Genomic DNA, 22,572 nt, shown 5'->3' on the forward strand with positions numbered 1-22,572 from the left:
TAGAGTACGACATCGTTCTAGCCGAGCCGTCACCATCAGACAGTATTAAATTGAACAATTATACAACACGAACAACAGCGTGTAAGCTGTGGTTAAGCCTTCCAAAGAGCAGGCTAACTTAAGATTTAGCGGGAACAGTATACCAGCACTAAAAATAGGTCAACTTACTCAAAATCTCCTCCACCGAAAACTTAGCCCCACACACAAACTCATCGGCCGCACCATAATAAATGGTCAGTTCATCGCCATTAATCAGGTGGCCATTGGTAAATACCACCTCGCCAAAAAAACCATGCAATTCATAATCTTCCTTTGGGATCATAATCGGGCTTTCGGTTCTGGCCAGTACTTTAGATGGGTCATTCAAATCCGTTAAAAACGCGCCTAAAGCATACTGGTGTTTTTCGTTGGCACCATGGTAAATTTCGAGCCAGCCGGCTGCGGTTTTGATGGGTGCGGCCCCGGCACCTACACGGGCACTATCCCAAAGGTTGGCCCTGGTTTTAATAATACACTGGTGTTTGCCCCAATGGATGCCATCTGGCGATTCGGACAGCCAGATATAATTGCCACCCAACGCTACGCTGCTGGGGCGGTGCAGCGCATAAAATTTACCATTAATCCGTTCTTCAAACAGGGCACAATCCTTATTGTGCGGAGGGATGATCATGCCATGATGCTCGAATTTTTTCCAGTCTGTTGTGGTTCGCAGCCCTACGCCCACGCCATGGGCCGAAACCGCGGTATAGGTTAAATAATAGGTTTGGCCAATTAAGGTTACACGGCAATCTTCAATGCCAAAGGTTTCATCTTTGCGTTCGCCCTGTAACAGCGGGTAACCTTCGGGTTCATAAAAATGAATACCATCATCACTGCACACCAGCCTTAAATGTGATAGGGTAGTTAAATAATCGGCGCCTTTATAATTAATTATCCTGGGGTCGGTGGCATTTAGTTGGGGATCGTTTTCTTCAACGGCCAGAATTTCAATGCCAGCTTGAGTTAGAATAGGAAAAGAGATGATACCAGGGCTTTGTTTAGGTCTTTCGGCTACCCGGATGAGTAACCATATTTTCCCCGCAAAAGTGAAAACACCAGGATTGAGTAAACAGGCAATTTCCAGCCCTGCCCTGCTGGGTGGTAAATTTTGAGGGATAAGTATGGGATTTTGTGTAAACCGTTGAGCGATATCGGCCATAAAAAAAGATTTTTAAAAAATACAGGCGACCAAAAAATTGATCGCCTGTATTTGCTAATGAATGGATATTATAAGGAGTTGATCCACTTTACCAGTTCGTCTCTTCCTTTGCCTGTTTTTTGTTGCAGCCTGCCCAACAACTCATCATCCTGCCCCTCATCGTGCTTTAAATCGTCGTCAGTTAAATCAGCATAGGCTTGTTTAACTTTCCCTTTTATTTCGTTCCACTTTCCTTTCAATTCTAACTTATCCATAGCCGTATTTTCTTATAGTAAATATGATGTATTAATATATAACTTAACAGTTTCACCGCTGCTTTGTTTGGTTTTTTAGCATAATACACAAACAATCAGCCTATTTCATCTTATTCCCCTAGGTTTTATGTATGTTTTTAATTATATTAAGGGTATTATTTGTATCCATTACTAAACATTACTAACTAAAACCAACAATTTGATGAAAAAACTACTCTTTAGTATGATTTTATCTGTCGGATTAATTTCGTTTGCTTTCGCTCAGGGCAAAGTTATTACCGGGAAGGTAACGTCGGCCTCGGGACCAATTCCGGGTGTTAGCGTATTTGTAAAAGGCTCGCCAGCCAACGGCACACAGAGTGATGCCACCGGGGCCTTTAAATTAACCGTTGCAAACGATGCTAAAACGCTTGTTTTTAGTTTTATCGGTTACAAAATCAAAGAAGTGCCCATTACGGGGCCAACACTAAATGTAAACCTGGAAGAGGAAAATAATACCTTATCTGATGTGGTTGTGGTGGGTTACGGTACACAGAATAAACGGGATGTAACGGGATCAATTGCAAAGGTTACCGCAGCTGATTTTAAAGACAGGCCCGTACCTACAATTGAAGGCGCACTTCAGGGTAAAGCACCTGGTGTTTTCATCAACTCGGGCAGTGGCAAACTGGGCCAGGCACTTCAGATCAGGGTAAGGGGTATTTCTTCTATTTCGGCAAGTAACCAACCCTTATTTGTAATTGATGGCGTTCCGATTGTAAGTGAAGCATTGGGTACCTATACCGAAGCCGATAACCCGCTTGCGGCGATAAGTCCGGATGATATCGAATCGATGGAGGTATTAAAAGATGCGGCTTCTGCAGCTATTTATGGAGCAAGGGGATCGAACGGGGTAGTACTCATTACCACAAAAAAAGGAAAGCAGGGCAGAACCAACATTGATTTTGGCTATTATGCCGGATTTAGCGACCCTACAAAAAAGGGGCAGTTTTTAAATGCCGACCAGTACCGCCAATTGCTTGATGCATCTTTTAAATATAACAATTATGATGATGGTGACTATGCCAATGCCGCAGAGATGTGGAAAGATTATACCGGTACTGATGACTGGACAAGCAACAACAATACGAATTGGGTTAACGAAGCTTTTAGAAGAGGGCATACACAACAATATAACCTGAACATTAATGGCGGTGATGCAAAAACCCGGTTCATGTTATCAGGAAACTTCAATAACAATGATGGAATTATTGTGAGCAACCGCTATGTACGTACCGGTGGACGCTTAAGTGTAGACCACACCGTTTCTAAAATTTTAGACGTTGGCGGATCCATCAATGTTTCAAAGGTAGATAACTATCGTATCCCTACGGATAACGCCTTTTCTAATCCCTTACAACTAAACGCCTTACCCCCTATCCAGCCGGTACGTGATGCATCTGGTCAGCTAAATGGTTCTACGGTTTATTACAACAGCTTAATCGATTATGATAATGGCAAAAACCTATCAACCACTTACCGAACCTTTGCAAATGCTTATGCAAGCTTAAAAATTACGCCAGACCTGGTTTTGAGAAGTGAATATGGTTTTGATTTTAATAACCTGGAAGAAGAACAGTTTTTAGGGTCGAAAACACAGGACGGTGGTAGTACAGGTGGTTCTTCAACTGATTACATGGCCAAATCTATCAACTTTAACACCAACAATACCCTTAACTACACCAAAACTTTTAGTGAAAAACATAACTTAAATGTATTGGCTGGTTTTGCCTTTCAGGATACAAAATTCAGGTATTCATCGGTAACAGGAACCACTTTACCATCAGACAGTTTTACCAAAATTGCAAGTGCGGCGGTAATTGCTGCAGGAGAATCTTCAGAAACGAGGCATACTTTTGTTTCTTACCTGGCCAGGGTAAATTATAAATACGAAGATAAATACCTGTTCAGTGCATCGATAAGAACGGATGGTTCATCAAGATTTGGTGTAAACAACAGATATGGAACTTTCCCCGCACTTTCGGCAGGCTGGATTATTAACCAGGAAGATTTTTTACAAACCAGCACCTGGCTAAGCCTGTTAAAATTAAGGGGCAGTTATGGTTTAACCGGTAACGCCGAGATCGGTGATTTTGCTTCGCGTAACTTGTACCGTGGCGTTAATTACGCAGGAGTTGGCGGTACGCGCCCCAGCCAACTGGGAGACCCGAACCTGAGCTGGGAGAACACTACAAATTATAATATCGGTTTAGATTTTGGCCTATTCTCCGACCGGATTTCGGGTACTGTTGAATATTATAAAAAGAAAACAACCGATTTATTGTTAAATGCCCCGATTGCCGCAACAAACGGTTTTTCTTCAATTACACAGAACATTGGCGATATGCAGAACAAGGGTTTTGAATTCTCTTTAAATACCAGGAATTTTGTTGGAGAGTTTAAATGGTCTACCTCTTTCAACATTTCGTTAAACAGGAATAAGGTTTTACGCTTAGTGGATGACCAACCGATTTATACAGGTGGAAGATTTTTGGGCAGAGTGGCCGTTGGAGAACCTTTAGGTTACTTTTACGGAAAAGCTTATGCAGGTGTAGACCCGGCCAATGGTGATGCCCTTTATTACATTGATGCATCGAGAACAGCTACTACCAACGACTATTCCCTTGCGCAAAACCAAAAACTGGGAGACCCGAACCCTAAATTCTTCGGGGGTTTTGGAAACCACTTTTCTTTCAAAAACTTTGATCTGGACGTTCAGGCACAGTTTGTATCCGGCAATGATATTTATAACATGGCAGGCGTTTTCCAATCAGCCAATGGCGATTATTTTGACAACCAGACCATTGATCAGTTAAATTACTGGACACCTACCAACAGGAATACACCTATCCCACAACCGAGGTTTGGTGAAGGAAATGGAACAAGCCCCTCATCCAGATGGATTCAGGATGGCTCTTACCTCAGGATAAAAAGTGTGGTTTTTAGTTATAATATCCCTAAAACATTTGCCAATAAATATAAATTACAGAATGTTAAATTATTTGCATCAGCCCTTAATCTGTTTACCATAACCGGATATAAAGGTTACGATCCTGAAGTAAATACCCCTAGCGGTGGCAATCTCCAGTCTGACAACATCCAGCTGGGCCACGATTTTTATACGCCACCACAGGCAAGAACCATTACTTTCGGCGTAAACATTGGCTTATAAAACATTGAGTATATGAAAAATTATAAAAATATATTGGCTGGATTTTTCCTTTTGTTAAGTATATCCAGCTGCAAAAAGCAATTAGAAATAGATCCCAAACAGAACATCGACGCCAATGTGGCACTCAATACCACAGCAGATGTTCAGAATGCCTTAATAGGTGCATATACTTTTATGGCCACAGGAGATCTTTATGGAAACAACCTTGTATTTATACCAGATCTGTATGCCAGCGACAATTACCTGACCTGGCGTGGCACTTTTACTACCTACCGCAATATTGCAAGCAAGGCCATCGTAGCAGATAATGCTGATGTACGGAGAACCTGGATCACCGCTTACAGTGCCGTTAATACCGCAAACATTGTGCTTTCTGCATTAAATGTAGTTAGTGATGCCAATACAAAAAACGTTATAGAGGGCAAAGCATTGTTTATCAGAGGCATTATGCACTTTGAATTGGTAAGATTGTTCGGTTTACCTTATGATGCCAGCGGATCCAACACCAACCTTGGCGTTCCTATCATGACCAAAGCAGTAAAAACCATAGATAATGTAACCAATTCGGTGGCTAGAAACACAGTTGCCGAGGTTTATGCTGCAGTGGAAAACGACTTAAAATCGGCCATAACAAAATTGGCTTCAGTTGATGATCAATATGCAGCAAAAGCTTTTTTGGCCAGGGTTTACCTGCAGGAAGGAAAATATGCTTTGGCAAGAGATGTCGCAAATGATATTATTACCAACAGTCCATACCGCTTAATTACCAATTCACTTGAAGCACCGTTCAGGACCAAAAACTCAAGTGAGGGTATTTTTGAAATCAAACAGAACGAACAAAGTAATGCAGGTACCTCTAACGATGGATTGGCAACTTTTTATGCCAGTTACCAAAATGCTACCGGTGGAAATGTAGGCCGGGCTGATGCATTGGTAAACACCACATTTTACAATTCGTTTGAAACCGGAGATAAAAGGCAGACAGAAATGATTTACGAAGGCACCGGCGCCAGAACAGGCTTTTTCACTAAAAAATGGTATAGCTTTTATGATAACATACCAGTTTGCAGAATTACCGAGCAATACCTGATCCGGGCAGAATGTAATTTTAGGTTAGGCACGAGCATTGGCGCTACCGCTGCTGATGACATTAATACACTGAGAACTCGGGCCGGATTGGGAAATGTGGTTCCAACCCTGGATATTATTTTAAACGAACGAGAAAAAGAACTGGATTATGAAGGTTTCAGGCTGCATGATTATAAACGTACCAAACGCACTATCGGTACTTTTGCTTATGATGATCCTAAATTGGTTTTCCCGATTCCTGATCGTGAAATAAATGTAAATAAAGCTTTAAAACAAAACCCGGGTTATTAGATGAACTGCTTATAAACCAAAGCCTCCGGATGTAATTCCGGAGGCTTTGTTGTTAAATTGTTTTTTATTAAAGTTTCTTCGCAGCTTCAATAATTTCTTCTACCACACCCGGATCAAGCAAGGTAGAAGTATCGCCTAAATTGCTGGTATCGCCTTCGGCAATCTTGCGTAAAATCCGGCGCATAATTTTGCCCGAACGTGTTTTAGGTAAACCAGACACAAATAATATTTTATCAGGCTTGGCAATCGCACCAATTACACGCGTAACGGTCTGTAATATATCTTTTTTAGATAATTCTGCTTCGCCATGCATATCAGGATAAATCACAAAAGCATAAATGCCCTGCCCCTTTACATCATGCGGATAGCCCACCACGGCGCTTTCTACCACCCCAGCGTGCATGTTAATGGCATTTTCTACCTCTGCGGTACCAATTCTATGCCCCGAAACATTTAATACATCATCAACGCGGCCGGTAATCCGGTAATAACCATCCTCATCGCGCAAACAGCCATCCCCGGTAAAATATAAATTCTCGTAAGTAGAGAAATAAGTCTGCTTGCAACGCTCGTGGTCGCCATAAGTGGTACGCAACATACCTGGCCACGGGAACTTAATGCAGAGATTTCCCATCACCCCGTTTCCTTCAATTTCATTGCCGTTTTCATCTACTAAAATGGGCTGGATGCCAGGTAAGGGCAAGGTAGCAAAACTGGGTTTGGTTGGGGTTACGGTTGCTATAGGTGAAATCATGATTCCGCCGGTTTCGGTTTGCCACCAGGTATCCACAATAGGCGCTTTGCCATGTCCGATCTTCTCATCGAACCAATGCCAGGCTTCTTCGTTAATCGGCTCTCCTACCGAGCCTAAAACACGGATAGAGCTTAAATCTTTGCCATTAAGCGGATCATCGCCATAACTCATTAAAGAACGGATAGCCGTTGGTGCCGTGTATAAAGTATTTACTTTGTATTTTTCTACAATATCCCAGAAACGTGATGGTGTAGGGTAAGTGGGGATACCCTCGAAAAGCACCGAAGTTGCACCCTGCGAAAGCGGTCCGTAAACAATGTAGGAGTGCCCGGTAATCCAGCCGATATCGGCCGTACAGAAATAAACTTCGCCGGGTTGATAATTAAATACATTGGCAAAGGTATAGCCCGCATAAACCATGTAACCGCCACAGGTATGTACCACACCTTTGGGTTTGCCTGTAGAACCTGAAGTATACAAAATGAAGAGCATGTCTTCAGCATCCATTTCCTCTGCTTCGCAGATATCGTTTACGTGCTTCACTTCATCTTCCCACCATACATCACGTCCTTTCAACATCGAAACAGGCGTACGCACATGGGTTAACACAATACATTTCTCTACGGTTGGACAGCCGATCAATGCATCGTCAATTACATCTTTTAAAGGAATCTGTTTGTTGCCACGGTAAGAACCATCAGCGGTAATCACCACTTTGCATTGCGAGTCGTTAATCCTGTCGGCAATGGATTTGGCAGAGAAGCCGCCAAAAATAACCGAGTGTACCGCACCGATGCGCGCACAGGCCAAAACAGCGATAGCCAGCTCGGGTACCATGGGCATATAAATGCAGATACGATCGCCTTTTTTGGCACCATTGCGTTTTAACACATTGGCAAAACGGCAAACACGCTCATGCAACATTTTATAGGTATAGGTAACACTTTCTTCTTCCGGGTTGTTCGGTTCCCAAACAATGGCTGGTTTATCGCCATTGACAGCAAGGTGCCGGTCCAAACAATTTTCGGTGATGTTAAGCTTTGCCCCTTCAAACCATTTGATATCGGGTTCGTTAAAGTTCCAGGATAATACCTTAAACCAGGGTTTGCGCCATTGGAAGTTTTGCGCCACTTCGCCCCAAAACTGCTCAGGGTTTTCTACGCTTTTCTTATAATCTTCTTCGTATTGCTTAAAAGAGGTAATTTGCATCGCTAGTTTTATATTTTTGGATTTAGTGGCAGCTAATTTAACTAAATAATACCAATGAAAAATAGTCTTATCGTATCAAAATGGAGATCAAATGTTAAGCAGACTGTTTATTTAAAAGCTGATAATTTAAATATCCGGAATAACGAACATGGCATGAACCTTTACCGGCTGCAAATATTAATTATAAAAAAATAATTAGCTAGGCTATTGCTGTTTACAATTATTATTCAGATATTTGCAAACTCTTAAAAAAATTAAGCGGACGATATTAACAACTATATTTACAAGTCATGTCAAGAGTTTGTGATTTAACAGGAAAAAAAGCAATGGTAGGTAACAACGTTTCTCACTCGAACGTTAAAACCAAACGCAAATTTTACCCAAACCTACAACTTCAGAAATTTTATATTCCTGAAGAAAACCGTTGGATTACGTTGAAAGTTTCTACTTCAGCGATTAAAACCATCAATAAAGTGGGCATCAGCGAAGCAATTAACCGTTTCGTAAAAAAAGGATTTTTGTAAAAACATTAACTGTTGAGATTAACAGTTTTCAATTTATATTAAAATGGCAAAAAAAGGTAACAGAGTTCAAGTTATTTTAGAATGTACTGAACACAAAGAAAGTGGCATGCCGGGTATGTCTAGATATATTTCTACCAAAAACCGTAAAAATACTACTGAAAGATTAGAATTGAAAAAATTCAATCCAGTATTGAGAAAAGTAACCGTACATAAAGAGATTAAATAGGTTAAGATAAAAGACCAAAGTTTAAAGACTAAAGCATTTGCAAGTCTCAAATCTAATGTCTGATATCTCAAATCTAATAAAATTATAAAAACATGGCAAAGAAAGTAGTTGCAACCCTTAAAACAGGTACAGGTAAAGAATATTCGAAAGTAATTACAATGGTAAAATCACCAAAAACCGGTGCTTACTCATTCAAAGAACTTATCGTACATAACGACCACGTAAAAGATGCTATCGCATCTAAATAAGGTTAATATTTTTTAATATAAAATATTACAGGCCGTTCCGTTTTTAACCGGAAGGGCTTTTTTTGTTATATCAAATTTAGATATGGGTTTATTCGATTTTTTCAAAAAGAAAGAAACTGCGCCTGAAGCTCAGGAAGCGCTGGATAAAGGTTTAGAGAAAACCAAAGACGGTTTCTTTAATAAAATTACCAAAGCTGTTGCCGGTAAATCGACTGTTGATGATGAAGTTCTTGATAACCTGGAAGAGGTTTTGGTTACTTCTGATGTGGGTGTAAGTACCACCTTAAAAATCATCAAACGCATTGAAGAGCGTGTAGCCAAAGATAAATACCTGAATACCGCTGAGCTTAATTTTATCCTTCGTGATGAAATTCAATTACTGCTATCCGAAAACAACAGCAATGATTTCCGTCAGTTCGAATATGGCGATCATAAACCCTATGTAATTATGGTAGTTGGCGTAAATGGCGTGGGCAAAACCACCACTATTGGTAAACTGGCACATAAACTTAAAGAATCGGGTTTAAAAGTTGTTTTAGGCGCAGCCGATACCTTTAGGGCTGCAGCCGTTGACCAGATTAAACTTTGGGGCGAACGTGTTGGCGTAAGGGTGGTGGCACAGGCCATGGGCTCTGACCCTGCTTCGGTTGCTTTCGATACCCTGCAATCGGCCGTGGCCAATGGCGAAGATGTGGTGATTATCGATACCGCGGGACGTTTGCACAACAAAATTGGTTTGATGAACGAGCTGGGAAAAATTAAACAGGTGATGCAAAAGGTAGTACCAGGTGCGCCGCACGAAATTTTATTGGTATTAGATGCCTCTACCGGCCAAAATGCCTTTGAACAGTGCAAGCAATTTACCGAAGCTACCGATGTGAATGCGTTGGCCATTACCAAATTAGATGGAACAGCAAAAGGCGGTGTGGTGATCGGGATTTCTGATCAGTTTAAAATTCCGGTTAAATATATTGGCGTTGGAGAGAAAATAGGCGATTTACAGCTTTTCGATAAAAAAGATTTTGTGAATAGTTTGTTTAAATAGCACTTCGTGTATGATTCCACTGATTTAGGGGATCACACGGATTAGTAGATTTCATCGATTTTATATAGATTTAATAACGATCAAATATAAAAAAGATACGCTAACACAAAAGATCATCGGCTGCTGTTATGAAGTTCATAATCAGTTAGGACCAGGTTTTTTGGAAAAAATATATGTGAATGCATTAAAAATTAAACTCAAACAAAAAGGTTTAAATTACATTGCAGAAAAGGAATTTAATGTAATATTTGAAAATATTATTATTGGGAAATTCAGATCCGATCTTTTTGTTGAAAATAAGGTAATTGTAGAATTGAAATCCGTTACGGGGTACCAACCTAAGTTATTTCAAAGTCAACTTATATCATACTTAAAAGCCAGCAAAATTAAAACAGGATTATTGATTAACTTTGGCAACACAAGCTGCGAAGTAAAAAGACTGTCCGTTTAAATAATATATCATCGGTATTTCACCTGATCGGTGTAATCATTTTATATCGGTGCTATTACACATAACATGAATACCAAAACGATAAAAAAAACAACAATCAAACAACCTAAAATCAACGTGATTACCTTAGGCTGTTCTAAAAACATATACGATTCGGAAGTATTGATGGGCCAGTTGCGCGGCAACAACCTCAACGTTACCCACGAATCAGACAAAATGGGAAAAGATGATATCGTGGTGATTAACACCTGCGGTTTTATTGATAATGCCAAACAGGAATCAATTGATACCATTCTGCAGTTTAGCGAACTGAAAGAAGCCGGCAAAATTGGCAAAGTGGTGGTTACGGGCTGCCTTTCTGAGCGTTATAAACCCGAACTGGAATCGGAAATTACCAATGTAGATGCCTTTTTTGGCACCAACGATTTACAAAATATTTTGCACGAGCTGGGCGCCAATTACAAACATGAACTGATTGGCGAACGTTTGCTCACCACCCCATCACACTTTGCCTACTTCAAAATTGCCGAGGGCTGTAACCGTCCATGCTCGTTCTGCGCTATTCCTTTAATGCGTGGCAAACACATGAGTAAACCGATGGAAGAATTGGTTAACGAAGCTAAAATACTGGCTAAAAACGGCACTAAGGAATTAATTTTAATTGCGCAGGATCTTACCTATTATGGCTTAGACCTGTATGGCGTGCGCAAGCTGGATGAGCTGATGCGTCGCCTGTCAGATGTACCGGGTATCGAATGGATCCGCCTGCAATACGCCTACCCTTCTGGCTTCCCAATGGAAATTTTGGATGCCATGAATGAGCGCGACAATATCTGTAAATATCTGGATATGCCCTTACAGCACATTACCGATAACATGTTAAAATCAATGCGGCGCGGCACCACTAAGCAAAAAACCATTGACCTGGTTAACCAGATCAGGGATAAAGTACCAAATATTGCCATGCGTACCACTTTAATATGCGGTTACCCTGGCGAAACAGAACGCGATTTTGAAGAAATGGCGGCATGGGTTGCCGAAACCAAATTTGATCGTTTAGGCTGCTTTACTTACTCGCATGAAGAAAAAACACATGCACACACATTGGTTGACGACATCCCTGAGGAAGTAAAACAACAAAGGGTAGACGATATCATGGAAATCCAGCAGGGCATATCATTTGATATTAACCAGGAAAAATTAGGCAAAACCTTTAAAGTACTGGTTGATAAAAAAGAAGGTGATTTCTTTGTAGGGAGAACCGAATTTGACTCGCCGGAGGTGGATAATGAAGTGTTGATCGATGCGGCAACAGGTTACGCCGCTAACGGAAGCTTTGTTAATGTGAAAGTTGACAGAGCCGAAGATTTCGATTTGTACGGAACGATCGTTTAAAAAAATATAGTCAACAAAAAGTCCTGAATGTTAACTTTTGGGACTTTTTTAAGTTTACGGTATTTTGTAGCGAAAAACCAGGTTTATCCGTTTAGGCTAAAAACCGAAAAACCATGAAAAAAATTCTGATTGTTCTCTCCCTCCTCTTTATCATCAATTTGGGCTGTAAAAAAGAAAACATTGGCGGAGGTGGATTGTGCGCCTGTTCGCCAATAACTCCTCCTCCTCCTTTAAGCCTGGTAATTAAAAATAATGCAGATGTTGATTTACTCAATCCAAAAACAACAGGTTACTTTGATAAAAGCCAGATACAGCTTTATGCAAGGGATGCAAACAATGCGATCAAACAGATCAGTTTTGAGATACGTCAGCCTTTTACTTATACTGCTAATCTGAAATTGGATTACTACCAGCTTATCTCCAGCGAAATACCCTATTTAGCCAAAAGTGCTGATCAAACTTTCTATTTAAAACTAGGCGACAATATGCTCTACGAGCTTAACCTAAAAGTAACCAACAACATAGTAGATAAATTATTGATTGATAAGAAAGAAGCACTGAAGGAGTTTCAAACAGGAAATAATTCTTATCCAGACGCTATTTTCAGGTTGAAAATCTCATAGCTTTAAGTAGTAAAAACCTCTTTACACAAAAAATCCCGGTCTTGGACCGGGATTTTCGTTATGATTTAATTCTTAGAAGCTGGCCTGTTTTTAATCTGACTAGGTTTTAACCAGATTTTAGCGCCTTTAGCGTTTACATAGTATTTCTCGTTCTTTCCATTGATATAAACATCAGAACCATCTGGCGCCATTTTACCTTTCCAGGTTTTATCAGCTACCTTCGAACTACCTTTTACCGCTACTTCAGCCGTTTTATTTCCTACTGATTTGGCACCTTTACCAATGGCTTTCCCGGTTTTGTCTAATGCTTTACCTACCTCAGTTTTTTTCTCTTGTGCGTTTACGCTAAGGGTTACACCGCCAAATAAGGCCATTGTTAATAAACCCATTACTAATTTCTTTTTCATGACAGCTATATTTTTTATTTAAACTGATAACAGTTGATGGTAACATTTGTTTTATTTCTGTTACATGAGTAGAGATAAAGTTTTAAATATTATTTTTTGACCATATAAAATCAAGTGTGCGTGATAGGAAAGGGTGATGTCAGCTAAAAAGCAGCAAGCCCTGATTTACAAATAATTTTTATTCTTTTTCGGAGCGCAAGGCTTGTAGCAAAGATTAAAGCCTGTTCCCGTGCTTCGCTGTATCCCTCGATGCGCTTCGGGGATGCCGCTACGCCCGGGGCTAAAAACTCAGTTGATGCGAAGAACAATGTCTAAACTTTCAATACCAGGCAAAATACTTCTTGGTTTCTTATTCTGTCTCCCGTTAAATAAACCTTATTGAAGCGGCTATCCTTTTTGGTGCGGAAACAAAAATATACCTACAAATCCTCACAAAAAGATAATAGCGGAAAGAAGGACTCCAATAACCGAAAGGCAAAGAAACTTGCTTTACAATGATTTTTATCCTTTTTTGGAGCGCAAGGGTTGTAACAACGATTAATGTCTGTTCCCGTGCTTCGCTTTATCCCTCGCCGCGCTTCGGGGATGCCGCTGCGCCCGGGGCTAAAAACACAGTTGCTGCGAAGAACGAAGTGCAAGATGGCTGATAATCTGCAAAGCTCAGGTTGGTTTTTCACACTGTCCCCTGTTCAATAAACCTTATTGAAGCGGCTATCCTTTTTGCAGCACAAACCCAAATGCTCCCTCTAAACCTTCGCAAAAAGATAACAGCGGAAAGAAGGACTGCTGTAACCGAAGAGCGGCGAACCCTGATTTACAAATCACTTCTATTCTTTTTTGGAGCGCAAGGGCTGTAGCAACGATTAAAGCCTGTTCCCGTGCTCCGCTATATCCCTCCGCCGCGCTTCGGGGATGCCGCTGCGCCCGGCCCGGGGCTAAAAACTCAGTTGATGCGAAGAACAATGTCTAAACTTTCAATATCAGGCAAAATACTTCTTGGTTTCTTATTCTGTCTCCCGTTAAATAAACCTTATTGGAGCGGCTATCCTTTTTGGTGCGGAAACAAAAATATACCTACAAACGCTCACAAAAAGATAATAGCGGAAAGAAGGACTCCACTAACCGAAAGGCAAAGAAACTTGCTTTACAATGATTTTTATCCTTTTTTGGAGCGCAAGGGCTGTAACAACGATTAATGTCTGTTCCCGTGCTTCGCTGTATCCCTCGCTGCGCTTCGGGCATGCCGCTGCGCCCGGGGCTAAAAACACAGTTGCTGCGAAGAACAATGTATAAACTTTCAATATCAGGCAAAATACTTCTTGGTTTCTTATTCTGTCTCCCGTTAAATAAACCTTATTGAAGCGGCTATCCTTTTTGGTGCGGAAACAAAAATATACCTACAAACGCTCACAAAAAGATAATAGCGGAAAGAAGGACTGTACGAACCAAAAAGCAGCAGGCCCTGATTTACAAATAATATTTATTCTTTCTTTCAAGCGCAATGCAACAATCGGCATTAAAACTATTGCCCGGTTACTTGAATCTAAAAAGTAAAGCTAATCTTTATTCTATTTAACTCAATTTCTCGGCTAACAACTTCATTTCGATCTGTGGGGACCGTTTCTCGTAAATAATGTTATGAACGGCCTTACAAATTGGCATATCTACATGATACTCCTGGTTTTTGATGTGCATACATTTAGCAGCATAATAACCTTCGGCAACCATATTCATTTCCAGCTGAGCCGATTTTACCGTGTAGCCCTTGCCCACCATATTACCAAAGGTACGGTTGCGGCTAAACTGCGAATAAGCCGTAACCAGCAAATCGCCCAGATAAGCTGATTCTTTAATGTCGCGGTCTATTGGGTGAACCACATCTACAAAGCGTTTCATTTCGCTTATGGCATTACTAATCAGCACAGCCTGAAAGTTATCGCCATAACCTAAGCCATGGCAAATACCACTGGCTACCGCGTAAATATTTTTTAAAACCGCAGCGTATTCGGTACCGAAAATATCGTCAGAAACATTGGTTTTGATATAGCGTGTACTTAAAAGAGAGGCAAATGCAGCTGCTTTTTCTACATCGGTACAAGCTATGGTAAGGTAAGATAGTTTTTCAAAGGCTACCTCTTCGGCATGGCAGGGACCGCTTACCACCAAAATATCATGGTACGGGATGTTGTATTTCTCGTACAAAAATTCACCGATAATCAGGTTATCTTCCGGCACAATACCCTTAATGGCTGAGACTATTTTTTTGCCTTTTAAATCATCTGGTGTTATGGTAGAAAGTGTTTCTTTTAAAAATGCAGCGGGTACATTTAAAATCACAAAATCAGCCGATTCTATAATCGATCGTATATCGGACGAAATATGGTCATGATTGAGCTTTAACTCAACAGAACTGAGGTAATGCGGATTGTGTTTAAATTTTTTAATGTGCTCGATGGCTGTTTCATTACGCATCCACCAAAAAATCTCTTTTTCAGACAAATTATCTGCAAGCATTTTAACGATAGCAGTAGCCCAGCTCCCGCCCCCTATCATTGCTATTTTAGGTACCATGAATATATAAAAGGTTTTAGGTAAAAGATGTAAGGCAAAGGGTGTAAAACTTAAGGTTTAAAGCGAATGCCTTAAACCCTAAACCTTACACCCTAACCTTAGGAATACACCTTAAAGACGGCAAGTTACTATTTCTTACAGACATTTACGAGAAAAGTGTGAGGCGGACAGGCAAAACCTTACACCTCACACTTTTAGCCTTATACCTTAAAAGGCTACTTCTTACCGTCTTTGCTGAACAATTGGTCTTTAGCAGTTTTTTCTACCACCATTCCATCTTTCAATTTGTTCTGAATAGCCGAATACGGACCGGTTACAATTTCCTCACCGGCTTTGATACCCGATTTTACAATGATAAACTGATCGTTCTGGATACCGGTAGTGACCTCTGTTTTTTTAACTTTTTTACTCTTGGCATCGTAAGTATAAACATATTGCTTTACCTTTTTGTCAGTCAGTTTCGATTTCTGCTTATCGGTATTTTCCTGGTTGCCCTGATTATTGTTGTCGCCCGATTTCGCATTATCAGTGAAAACCGCCTGAATTGGAATGGCCAGTCCGGTTAACGACTCACTTTCAATATCAACCGTTGCCGACATGCCCGGGCGGAAAATAGACTGTTGCTTACCCTCCATTTCTTCGCTGATGCGGATTTTTACCGAGAAGTTGGTCACCTGATCAACAGAAGTAGATGTTGTGGTTCCGACAGCTGTTGACGAACTTGCAATTTCGGTAACCACACCTCTGAACTTTTTATCAGAAAAGGCATCCACTTCGATCGAAGCTTTATCGCCAATTTTAACACGGGTAATGTCGTTCTCGTTTACATCAACATTCACCTCCATTGATGAGAGGTTAGAAATACGCATAATTTCGGTACCCGCCATTTGCGAAGTTCCCAGAATACGGTCGCCAAGTTCTATTGATAGTTTAGATACTACACCATCAACTGGTGCGTAAATAGTGGTTTTGGCCAGGTTAGCACCTGCTTCTTTAACATTTGCACCCGTTTGCTCTAAAGTAAATTTGGCACCGGTTACATTCTCTTTGGCACTGGCTAAATTGGCTTTAGCAGTTAAAAATGCTGCTTTGGCTGCATCGAACTCTGAAGCTGAGATCACCTTTTTATTAAAAAGCTCAACATTACGTTTGTAGGTAGCTTCTGCATTGATAAAATTAGCTTGATTTTGGGCAAGTTGTTGTTGCGCCGCGGCTACACTGGCTTTTTGCGCGTTAAAAGTAGCTACCGTTCTTTCATAACCCGATTGCAATACATCCGGACGTACTTTACAAAGTAATTGGCCTGCTTTAACAACATCACCTTCTTTTACCTTTAATTCTACTACCTCACCGGATACCTCAGAACTCAATTTAACCTCGGTTTCCGGCTGGATTTTCCCGCTTGCCGTAACTGTTTCCACAACAGTTTTATCTGATGCTTTTTCGGTAGTTACTTTTTCGGTTTTGTTTCCACCGATCACGCCGGTCAGTTTTAGCACCACCAGAAGGGCTACGATAGCAACTACGGTAATAATAATATGCTTCAGTTTCATAATTTGTATTGTATTTCGTTTGTTTCGATAATGTTGTAATATTTAAAGGTTGAAAGGTGGATCATCCTGGCTATCCGCTCAGCTTTGGTCTTTTACCTTTAAGCTTTGTTCTTTTAGCTTTAACCTTTCAGCTTTGGTCTTTAGTCTTTTAGCTTTAACCTTAAAAAACAATCTGTTTGCCCAAATAGTAATCAATTACCTTGGCCCTAAATAATAAGTCGTATTTAGCCTGGATAAAGTCAATCTCTGCTTTATTTCTATTGGTTTGCGCTGTACTATAATCAAGTGAATTAACAAGGCCAACATTATAACGTTGTTCCACAACATAAAAAGCATCCTTTTGGGCATTAAACGCATTCTGCGTTGAACTGTAGCGACTTTCGGCAGCCCTTAAATCAGTTGTCGCTTGAAAAATAACTTTATTCAAATTATTTTTGGCCAATTGCTCCTGCGTTAAAACATTGTTATAATTAATTTTCGCTCTCCGCACATTTGACCTGGCAGTAAAACCATTAAAAATAGGGATCTGCAAACTCATTCCAATACTTTGACCTAAGCGTTGATTGATTTGATCAGCAAATGAGGATTGTGGAAATTGACCACTGTAGTTGAATTGATAAGAATAAGAAGTATTTAATCCAGCTCCCAGACTTAGCGATGGGTAATACGATCCTTTTGCAACAGCTATCGCTTGCTTTGCAGCCAATGAACGCAAACTGGCCAGTTTGACATCAGGAAAGATGTTTAACGCATTGTTATAAATTTCCTCTGCACTTTGGTTTGTGGGCGCTGTTTTAACATTATCAATCAGCGGCGCTTGAACAACGAACTTTTGATTAGGCTGCATTTCCATGAGCTGTCCTAAAGTTAAGTATGAAATGGAAAGCGCATTTTGTGCATTGGTTAAATTTAATTCAGCCGTAGCCACTTGAGATTTCGCCTGCGATACATCCGCAAGGGTCTTATTTCCTGCATCTAATAACGCATTCTCCCTTGCTAAAGTTTTATTAGCAATATCCAGCTGTTCTCTAGATGCCCTTTCTAAATCGGTATTGTATAAAACCTGTAAATATGCCGTAACAACATTTAGAACTAAGTCATTTTTTATTTTTTCGACATTACTTTTGCCAACTTCGAAGAGTGTTTTATTCTGCCGAATCTGATTAACTTTAGCAAAGCCTCTAAATACATCAACATTTGTACCTAGGTTTGCACTGGTAAATAATGAGGTTTGATTGGTTACCTGAAAGGTTGTTTGATCCAAACCGCGACCAAACGTCAACGTTGGACTTACAGAAGCATTAAGGTTCGGATAAAGCGCATATTTAGATTGTGTTAAATCCTCATTTGCTAATGCTGCGCTGAATTGAGCCTGTTTAATCGTTAAGTTATTATTTAACGTGTTTTCAACCGCTTGTTGAATGGTGATAACCTGCTGCGCATTTACATCAACAGCAAAGTTCAATAATAATACTAAAGCAGATCCGGTAATTAACTTTTTATTGGTAAACATCTTCATAATTTGTTTCGATTCTAATATAAACAACTTTTAATCATTTCAATCTGTTCAGGCATTTACTAACTTTGAAGCTAAATGTACCTGATCAAATCACCGCTTCTGCTAAAATGGTATTATCCATCGCTGTTATGGAATAAATCCCGCACCGAAAAAGTTATTTATCTGACCTTTGACGATGGACCTATACCCAATGTTACAGATTTTGTATTAAAAACTCTGAAAGTCTTTAATGCTAAAGCTACTTTTTTTTGCATCGGCGATAATATTGTTAAACATCCCGGTGTTTTCGAACGTGTAAAAACCGACGGGCATGCCATTGGCAACCACACTTTCAATCATTTAAAAGGATGGAAAACCGATGATGAAACCTATCTGGAAAACACGCTTAAGTGCCAGGAACTTACACAATCTAACCTTTTCCGCCCACCTTATGGGAGGATCAAAAAAAGCCAGATTCGTAGTTTAGAGCTTGGAGCTTGGAGTTCGGAGTCTAACGCGCCAAACAACCCACAACTCACAACTCATAACTCCAAACTCGACATCGTCATGTGGGATGTACTCAGCGGCGATTTCGACATTAATCTCTCGCCCGAAAAATGCTACCAGAATGTGATCAAACATACCGAAAACGGTTCTATCATAGTTTTTCATGATAGCTTAAAAGCATTTGATCGTTTAGAATATGCATTGCCCAGGGTTTTAGCCTATTTTACCGAAAAGGGTTTCACTTTCGCTACGCTTTAGCGATTGTTGTGCCAATTCAGGCATGCCTGCTCCAGTAAGTTGAAACAGGATTTCTGTCAGATTACCAATGAGAAGCTGTTCGAAAACGGACAAAACTGTACGGAATTGAACGATTAACTAAAGTAAGCGAACTGTTCCCCTAAACTGTATACAACAATTTAACCAATCTAGTTGTTTAGAACAATTCCAAATTACGTAATCACCTACTCATGTCCGATAAAAAGATTGCTTTTTATTATTTTTGTTCCATCCAAAAAATTCACTTTTTTGGCCTATAACCACAAATTAATCACAATTAATAGTATTCTTTGGGAAAGTGTATTAATATACAACACTCCGCGAAAAAGGATAAATAGCTAAGATGAGTATTTATAACGATTATATTAAAGAGATTGAAGAACGTAAAATCCAGGGTCTTCATCCTAAACCTATTGATAGCGCCGAATTATTAAGCGAAATTATCGATCAGATCAAAAATGTAAATAATTTTAACAGGGCAGATGCTGTTAATTTTTTCATATACAATACCTTGCCGGGTACCACGGCCGCAGCAGGTGTTAAAGCCCAGTTCTTAAAAGAAATTATTGCAGGTGAAACTGTTGTTGCAGAGATTACACCTGATTTTGCTTTCGAGCTCTTATCTCACATGAAGGGCGGTCCTTCCATTAAGGTTTTGTTGGATATTGCCCTGGCAGACAATGGTGATAAAGCCAAAAAAGCTGCCGATGTGCTTAAAACACAGGTATTCTTATACGATGCGGATACCGATCGTTTAAAAGAGGCTTACCACAACGGCAATGCCATTGCCAAAGAAATACTGGAAAGTTACGCCAAAGCTGAATTTTTTACCGGATTACCTCCTGTTGCTGAAGAAATTAAAGTAGTAACCTTTATAGCAGGTATTGGCGATATTTCTACCGATTTATTATCTCCGGGTAACCAGGCGCACTCGCGTTCTGATCGTGAATTACACGGCAAATGCATGATTACACCAGAGGCACAACAGGCCATTAAAGACCTTCAGGCACAACATCCAGATAAAAGCGTGATGCTGGTAGCCGAAAAAGGTACCATGGGCGTAGGTTCTTCACGTATGTCGGGCGTAAACAACGTGGCCCTTTGGACAGGCAAAAGATCAAGTCCTTATGTGCCATTTGTAAACATTGCACCAATTGTTGGTGGCACCAATGGTATTTCGCCTATTTTTTTAACCACGGTTGATGTGACAGGTGGTATTGGTATCGACCTTAAAAACTGGGTAAAGAAAACCGATGAGAATGGAAATGTAGTGCGCAATGAAAATGATGAACCGGTTTTAGAAGAAGTATATTCAGTAGCTACCGGAACGGTGCTTACCATTAATACCAGAACCAAAAAATTATATAACGGCGATCAGGAGCTGATTGATATTTCAAAAGCTTTAACGCCGCAAAAAATGGAATTCATTAAAGCGGGTGGCTCTTACGCCATCGTTTTTGGCAAGAAAATCCAAACCTTTGCGGCCAAAACTTTAGGGATAGAAGCTCCGGTTGTATTTGCTCCGGCTAAAGAAGTATCTGTTGAGGGTCAGGGTTTAACTGCTGTAGAGAAAATATTTAACAGAAATGCGGTAGGTTTAACACCAGGTAAGGTTTTACATGCCGGTTCTGATGTGCGCGTAGAAGTAAACATTGTAGGCTCTCAGGATACTACCGGTTTAATGACGGCTCAGGAACTAGAGGCTATGGCTGCAACGGTGATTTCACCGATTGTTGACGGTGCTTACCAGTCAGGTTGCCACACGGCATCTGTATGGGATAAAAAAGCACAGGCGAACATCCCAAAACTGATGAAATTCATGAATGATTTCGGGGTGATTACGGCGCGTGACCCTAAAGGTACTTATCATTCAATGACTGATGTTATCCATAAAGTATTGAATGATATTACAATTGATGAATGGGCAATCATCATTGGTGGCGATTCACACACCCGTATGTCAAAAGGTGTGGCTTTCGGCGCCGATTCTGGTACAGTGGCGTTGGCACTAGCTACCGGCGAAGCCTCTATGCCGATTCCGGAATCAGTAAAAGTAACTTTCAAGGGCGAAATGAAAGCACACATGGATTTCCGTGATGTGGTACATGCCACACAACTGCAGATGCTGCAACAGTTTGATGGAGAAAACGTATTCCAGGGCAGGATCATCGAGGTACACATCGGAACTTTACTGGCCGATCAAGCCTTTACTTTTACCGATTGGACTGCCGAAATGAAAGCAAAAGCTTCGATCTGTATTTCGCAGGATGATACTTTAATCCAATCGCTGGAAATTGCGAAAAACCGTATCCAGATCATGATTGACAAAGGTATGGACAACCATAACCAGGTGCTTCAGGGATTGATTAACAAAGCAAACAAACGCATCGAGGAAATTAAAACCGGTATTAAACCCGCTTTAATGCCTGATACAAATGCTAAATATTATGCAGAGGTAGTAATTGACCTGGATTTAATCAACGAACCTATGATTGCCGACCCTGATGTGAACAATGCCGACGTTTCTAAACGTTATACACATGATACCATCAGAGATTTAACTTTTTACGGTGGTGATAAAAAAGTAGACCTTGGTTTCGTTGGTTCTTGCATGGTACATAAAGACGATTTGAAAATCGTTTCACAATTATTAAAAAACGTAGAGAACCAAACCGGTAAGGTAGAGTTTAAAGCACCACTGGTAGTGGCTGCTCCTACTTACAATATTATTGATGAACTGAAAGCAGAAGGCGACTGGGAATACTTACAGAAATACTCAGGATTTGAGTTTAGCGATGCCTTGCCTAAAAGTGTAGCGCGTACCGAATACGAGAACATCATGTACCTGGAGCGCCCTGGGTGTAACCTTTGTATGGGTAACCAGGAAAAAGCTGCTAAAGGTGATACTGTGATGGCTACTTCTACCCGTTTATTCCAGGGGCGGGTGGTAGAAGACAGAGACGGCAAAAAAGGGGAATCATTACTGGCTTCTACCCCTGTTGTGGTTCTTTCAGCTATCCTGGGTCGCATTCCAAGCATCGAAGAATATAAATTAGCAGTAGATGGCATTAACTTAACCAAGTTTACCCCTATTTCTACAAAACAATAAGAAACAAAAAAGCATATTATTTGTTAACTTTTAGAAAAGGCTATCGGAGAAAATCTGATAGCCTTTTACTTTGCATAAATAATTGCATAGAATGGTTTTAAATAAGATATTATGACAAATCTCGAAAATAAAT

General features: G+C 40.3%; 18 protein-coding genes. 11 read left to right on the plus strand and 7 right to left on the minus strand.

All coding sequences use genetic code 11. The annotated features are described in order from the left end of the window. Positions 1–148: 148 nt before the first annotated feature. Together ACIQXP_RS15095 and ACIQXP_RS15100 are read right to left on the minus strand one after the other, a co-directional pair. Positions 149–1,198: a glycoside hydrolase family 130 protein gene (locus ACIQXP_RS15095; protein WP_387505931.1), complete on the minus strand. Its 1,050-nt coding sequence runs from the start codon at positions 1,196–1,198 to the stop codon at positions 149–151. 68 nt (positions 1,199–1,266) lie between these two features. After that, positions 1,267–1,452 carry a CsbD family protein gene (locus ACIQXP_RS15100; RefSeq protein ID WP_293744690.1) on the minus strand — a complete coding sequence of 62 codons (186 nt, stop codon included), beginning with the start codon at positions 1,450–1,452 and terminating at the stop codon, positions 1,267–1,269. A 202-nt stretch (positions 1,453–1,654) separates the two neighbouring features. On the opposite strand from ACIQXP_RS15100, the gene ACIQXP_RS15105 reads away from it, so the two are divergent. Both ACIQXP_RS15105 and ACIQXP_RS15110 read left to right on the plus strand, forming a co-directional pair. Then, complete coding sequence (locus ACIQXP_RS15105; RefSeq protein WP_387505930.1) at positions 1,655–4,663, plus strand: SusC/RagA family TonB-linked outer membrane protein; 3,009 nt, start codon at positions 1,655–1,657, stop codon at positions 4,661–4,663. 12 nt (positions 4,664–4,675) lie between these two features. Further along, positions 4,676–6,043, plus strand: a complete 1,368-nt coding sequence (locus ACIQXP_RS15110) for a RagB/SusD family nutrient uptake outer membrane protein (RefSeq protein ID WP_387505929.1) — start codon at positions 4,676–4,678, stop codon at positions 6,041–6,043. Between the two features lie 67 nt (positions 6,044–6,110). Here ACIQXP_RS15110 and acs read toward each other — a convergent pair whose 3' ends face one another. After that, positions 6,111–8,018 carry an acetate--CoA ligase gene (gene acs, locus ACIQXP_RS15115; RefSeq protein WP_293744900.1) on the minus strand — a complete coding sequence of 636 codons (1,908 nt, stop codon included), beginning with the start codon at positions 8,016–8,018 and terminating at the stop codon, positions 6,111–6,113. Between the two features lie 278 nt (positions 8,019–8,296). On the opposite strand from acs, the gene rpmB reads away from it, so the two are divergent. From rpmB to ACIQXP_RS15150, 7 genes are all read left to right on the plus strand, one after another. After that, positions 8,297–8,530 (plus strand): 50S ribosomal protein L28, encoded by a 234-nt coding sequence (rpmB, locus tag ACIQXP_RS15120; RefSeq protein ID WP_025145121.1) that lies wholly within the window; start codon positions 8,297–8,299, stop codon positions 8,528–8,530. A 43-nt stretch (positions 8,531–8,573) separates the two neighbouring features. Further along, positions 8,574–8,756: a 50S ribosomal protein L33 gene (gene rpmG / locus ACIQXP_RS15125; RefSeq protein ID WP_010599807.1), complete on the plus strand. Its 183-nt coding sequence runs from the start codon at positions 8,574–8,576 to the stop codon at positions 8,754–8,756. Positions 8,757–8,848: 92 nt separating this feature from the next. Beyond that, positions 8,849–9,004 carry a DUF4295 domain-containing protein gene (locus ACIQXP_RS15130; protein WP_010599808.1) on the plus strand — a complete coding sequence of 52 codons (156 nt, stop codon included), beginning with the start codon at positions 8,849–8,851 and terminating at the stop codon, positions 9,002–9,004. Between the two features lie 82 nt (positions 9,005–9,086). Next, positions 9,087–10,049 (plus strand): signal recognition particle-docking protein FtsY, encoded by a 963-nt coding sequence (gene ftsY / locus ACIQXP_RS15135; protein ID WP_090983894.1) that lies wholly within the window; start codon positions 9,087–9,089, stop codon positions 10,047–10,049. Positions 10,050–10,128: 79 nt separating this feature from the next. Beyond that, positions 10,129–10,500 carry a GxxExxY protein gene (locus tag ACIQXP_RS15140; RefSeq protein WP_400454019.1) on the plus strand — a complete coding sequence of 124 codons (372 nt, stop codon included), beginning with the start codon at positions 10,129–10,131 and terminating at the stop codon, positions 10,498–10,500. A gap of 66 nt (positions 10,501–10,566) precedes the next feature. Next, positions 10,567–11,895 (plus strand): 30S ribosomal protein S12 methylthiotransferase RimO, encoded by a 1,329-nt coding sequence (rimO, locus tag ACIQXP_RS15145; RefSeq protein WP_387505928.1) that lies wholly within the window; start codon positions 10,567–10,569, stop codon positions 11,893–11,895. Between the two features lie 113 nt (positions 11,896–12,008). Continuing rightward, positions 12,009–12,518, plus strand: a complete 510-nt coding sequence (locus ACIQXP_RS15150) for a hypothetical protein (RefSeq protein WP_293744694.1) — start codon at positions 12,009–12,011, stop codon at positions 12,516–12,518. A gap of 65 nt (positions 12,519–12,583) precedes the next feature. Here ACIQXP_RS15150 and ACIQXP_RS15155 read toward each other — a convergent pair whose 3' ends face one another. From ACIQXP_RS15155 to ACIQXP_RS15170, 4 genes are all read right to left on the minus strand, one after another. Continuing rightward, positions 12,584–12,925: a hypothetical protein gene (locus ACIQXP_RS15155; protein WP_293744695.1), complete on the minus strand. Its 342-nt coding sequence runs from the start codon at positions 12,923–12,925 to the stop codon at positions 12,584–12,586. A gap of 1,572 nt (positions 12,926–14,497) precedes the next feature. Beyond that, entirely contained in the window at positions 14,498–15,496 is a 999-nt protein-coding gene (locus ACIQXP_RS15160; RefSeq protein ID WP_293744696.1) for an NAD(P)H-dependent glycerol-3-phosphate dehydrogenase, read from the minus strand. Positions 15,497–15,711: 215 nt separating this feature from the next. After that, the gene (locus tag ACIQXP_RS15165; protein ID WP_090983908.1) at positions 15,712–17,049 is read right to left on the minus strand and encodes an efflux RND transporter periplasmic adaptor subunit; all 1,338 of its coding nucleotides are present in this window, start codon (positions 17,047–17,049) and stop codon (positions 15,712–15,714) included. Between the two features lie 160 nt (positions 17,050–17,209). Beyond that, positions 17,210–18,568: a TolC family protein gene (locus ACIQXP_RS15170; protein WP_387505927.1), complete on the minus strand. Its 1,359-nt coding sequence runs from the start codon at positions 18,566–18,568 to the stop codon at positions 17,210–17,212. Positions 18,569–18,643: 75 nt separating this feature from the next. Here ACIQXP_RS15170 and ACIQXP_RS15175 point away from each other — a divergent pair, with 75 nt between their 5' ends. Further along, a complete protein-coding gene (locus ACIQXP_RS15175; protein ID WP_293744698.1) occupies positions 18,644–19,312 on the plus strand; it encodes a polysaccharide deacetylase family protein in 669 nt (222 codons plus the stop codon). A gap of 361 nt (positions 19,313–19,673) precedes the next feature. Beyond that, the gene (locus ACIQXP_RS15180) at positions 19,674–22,439 is read left to right on the plus strand and encodes a bifunctional aconitate hydratase 2/2-methylisocitrate dehydratase (RefSeq protein WP_293744699.1); all 2,766 of its coding nucleotides are present in this window, start codon (positions 19,674–19,676) and stop codon (positions 22,437–22,439) included. Positions 22,440–22,572: the final 133 nt, after the last annotated feature.

Origin of the sequence: Pedobacter suwonensis, from assembly GCF_044762335.1 — a bacterium.
In the GTDB taxonomy this organism is placed as follows: domain Bacteria; phylum Bacteroidota; class Bacteroidia; order Sphingobacteriales; family Sphingobacteriaceae; genus Pedobacter.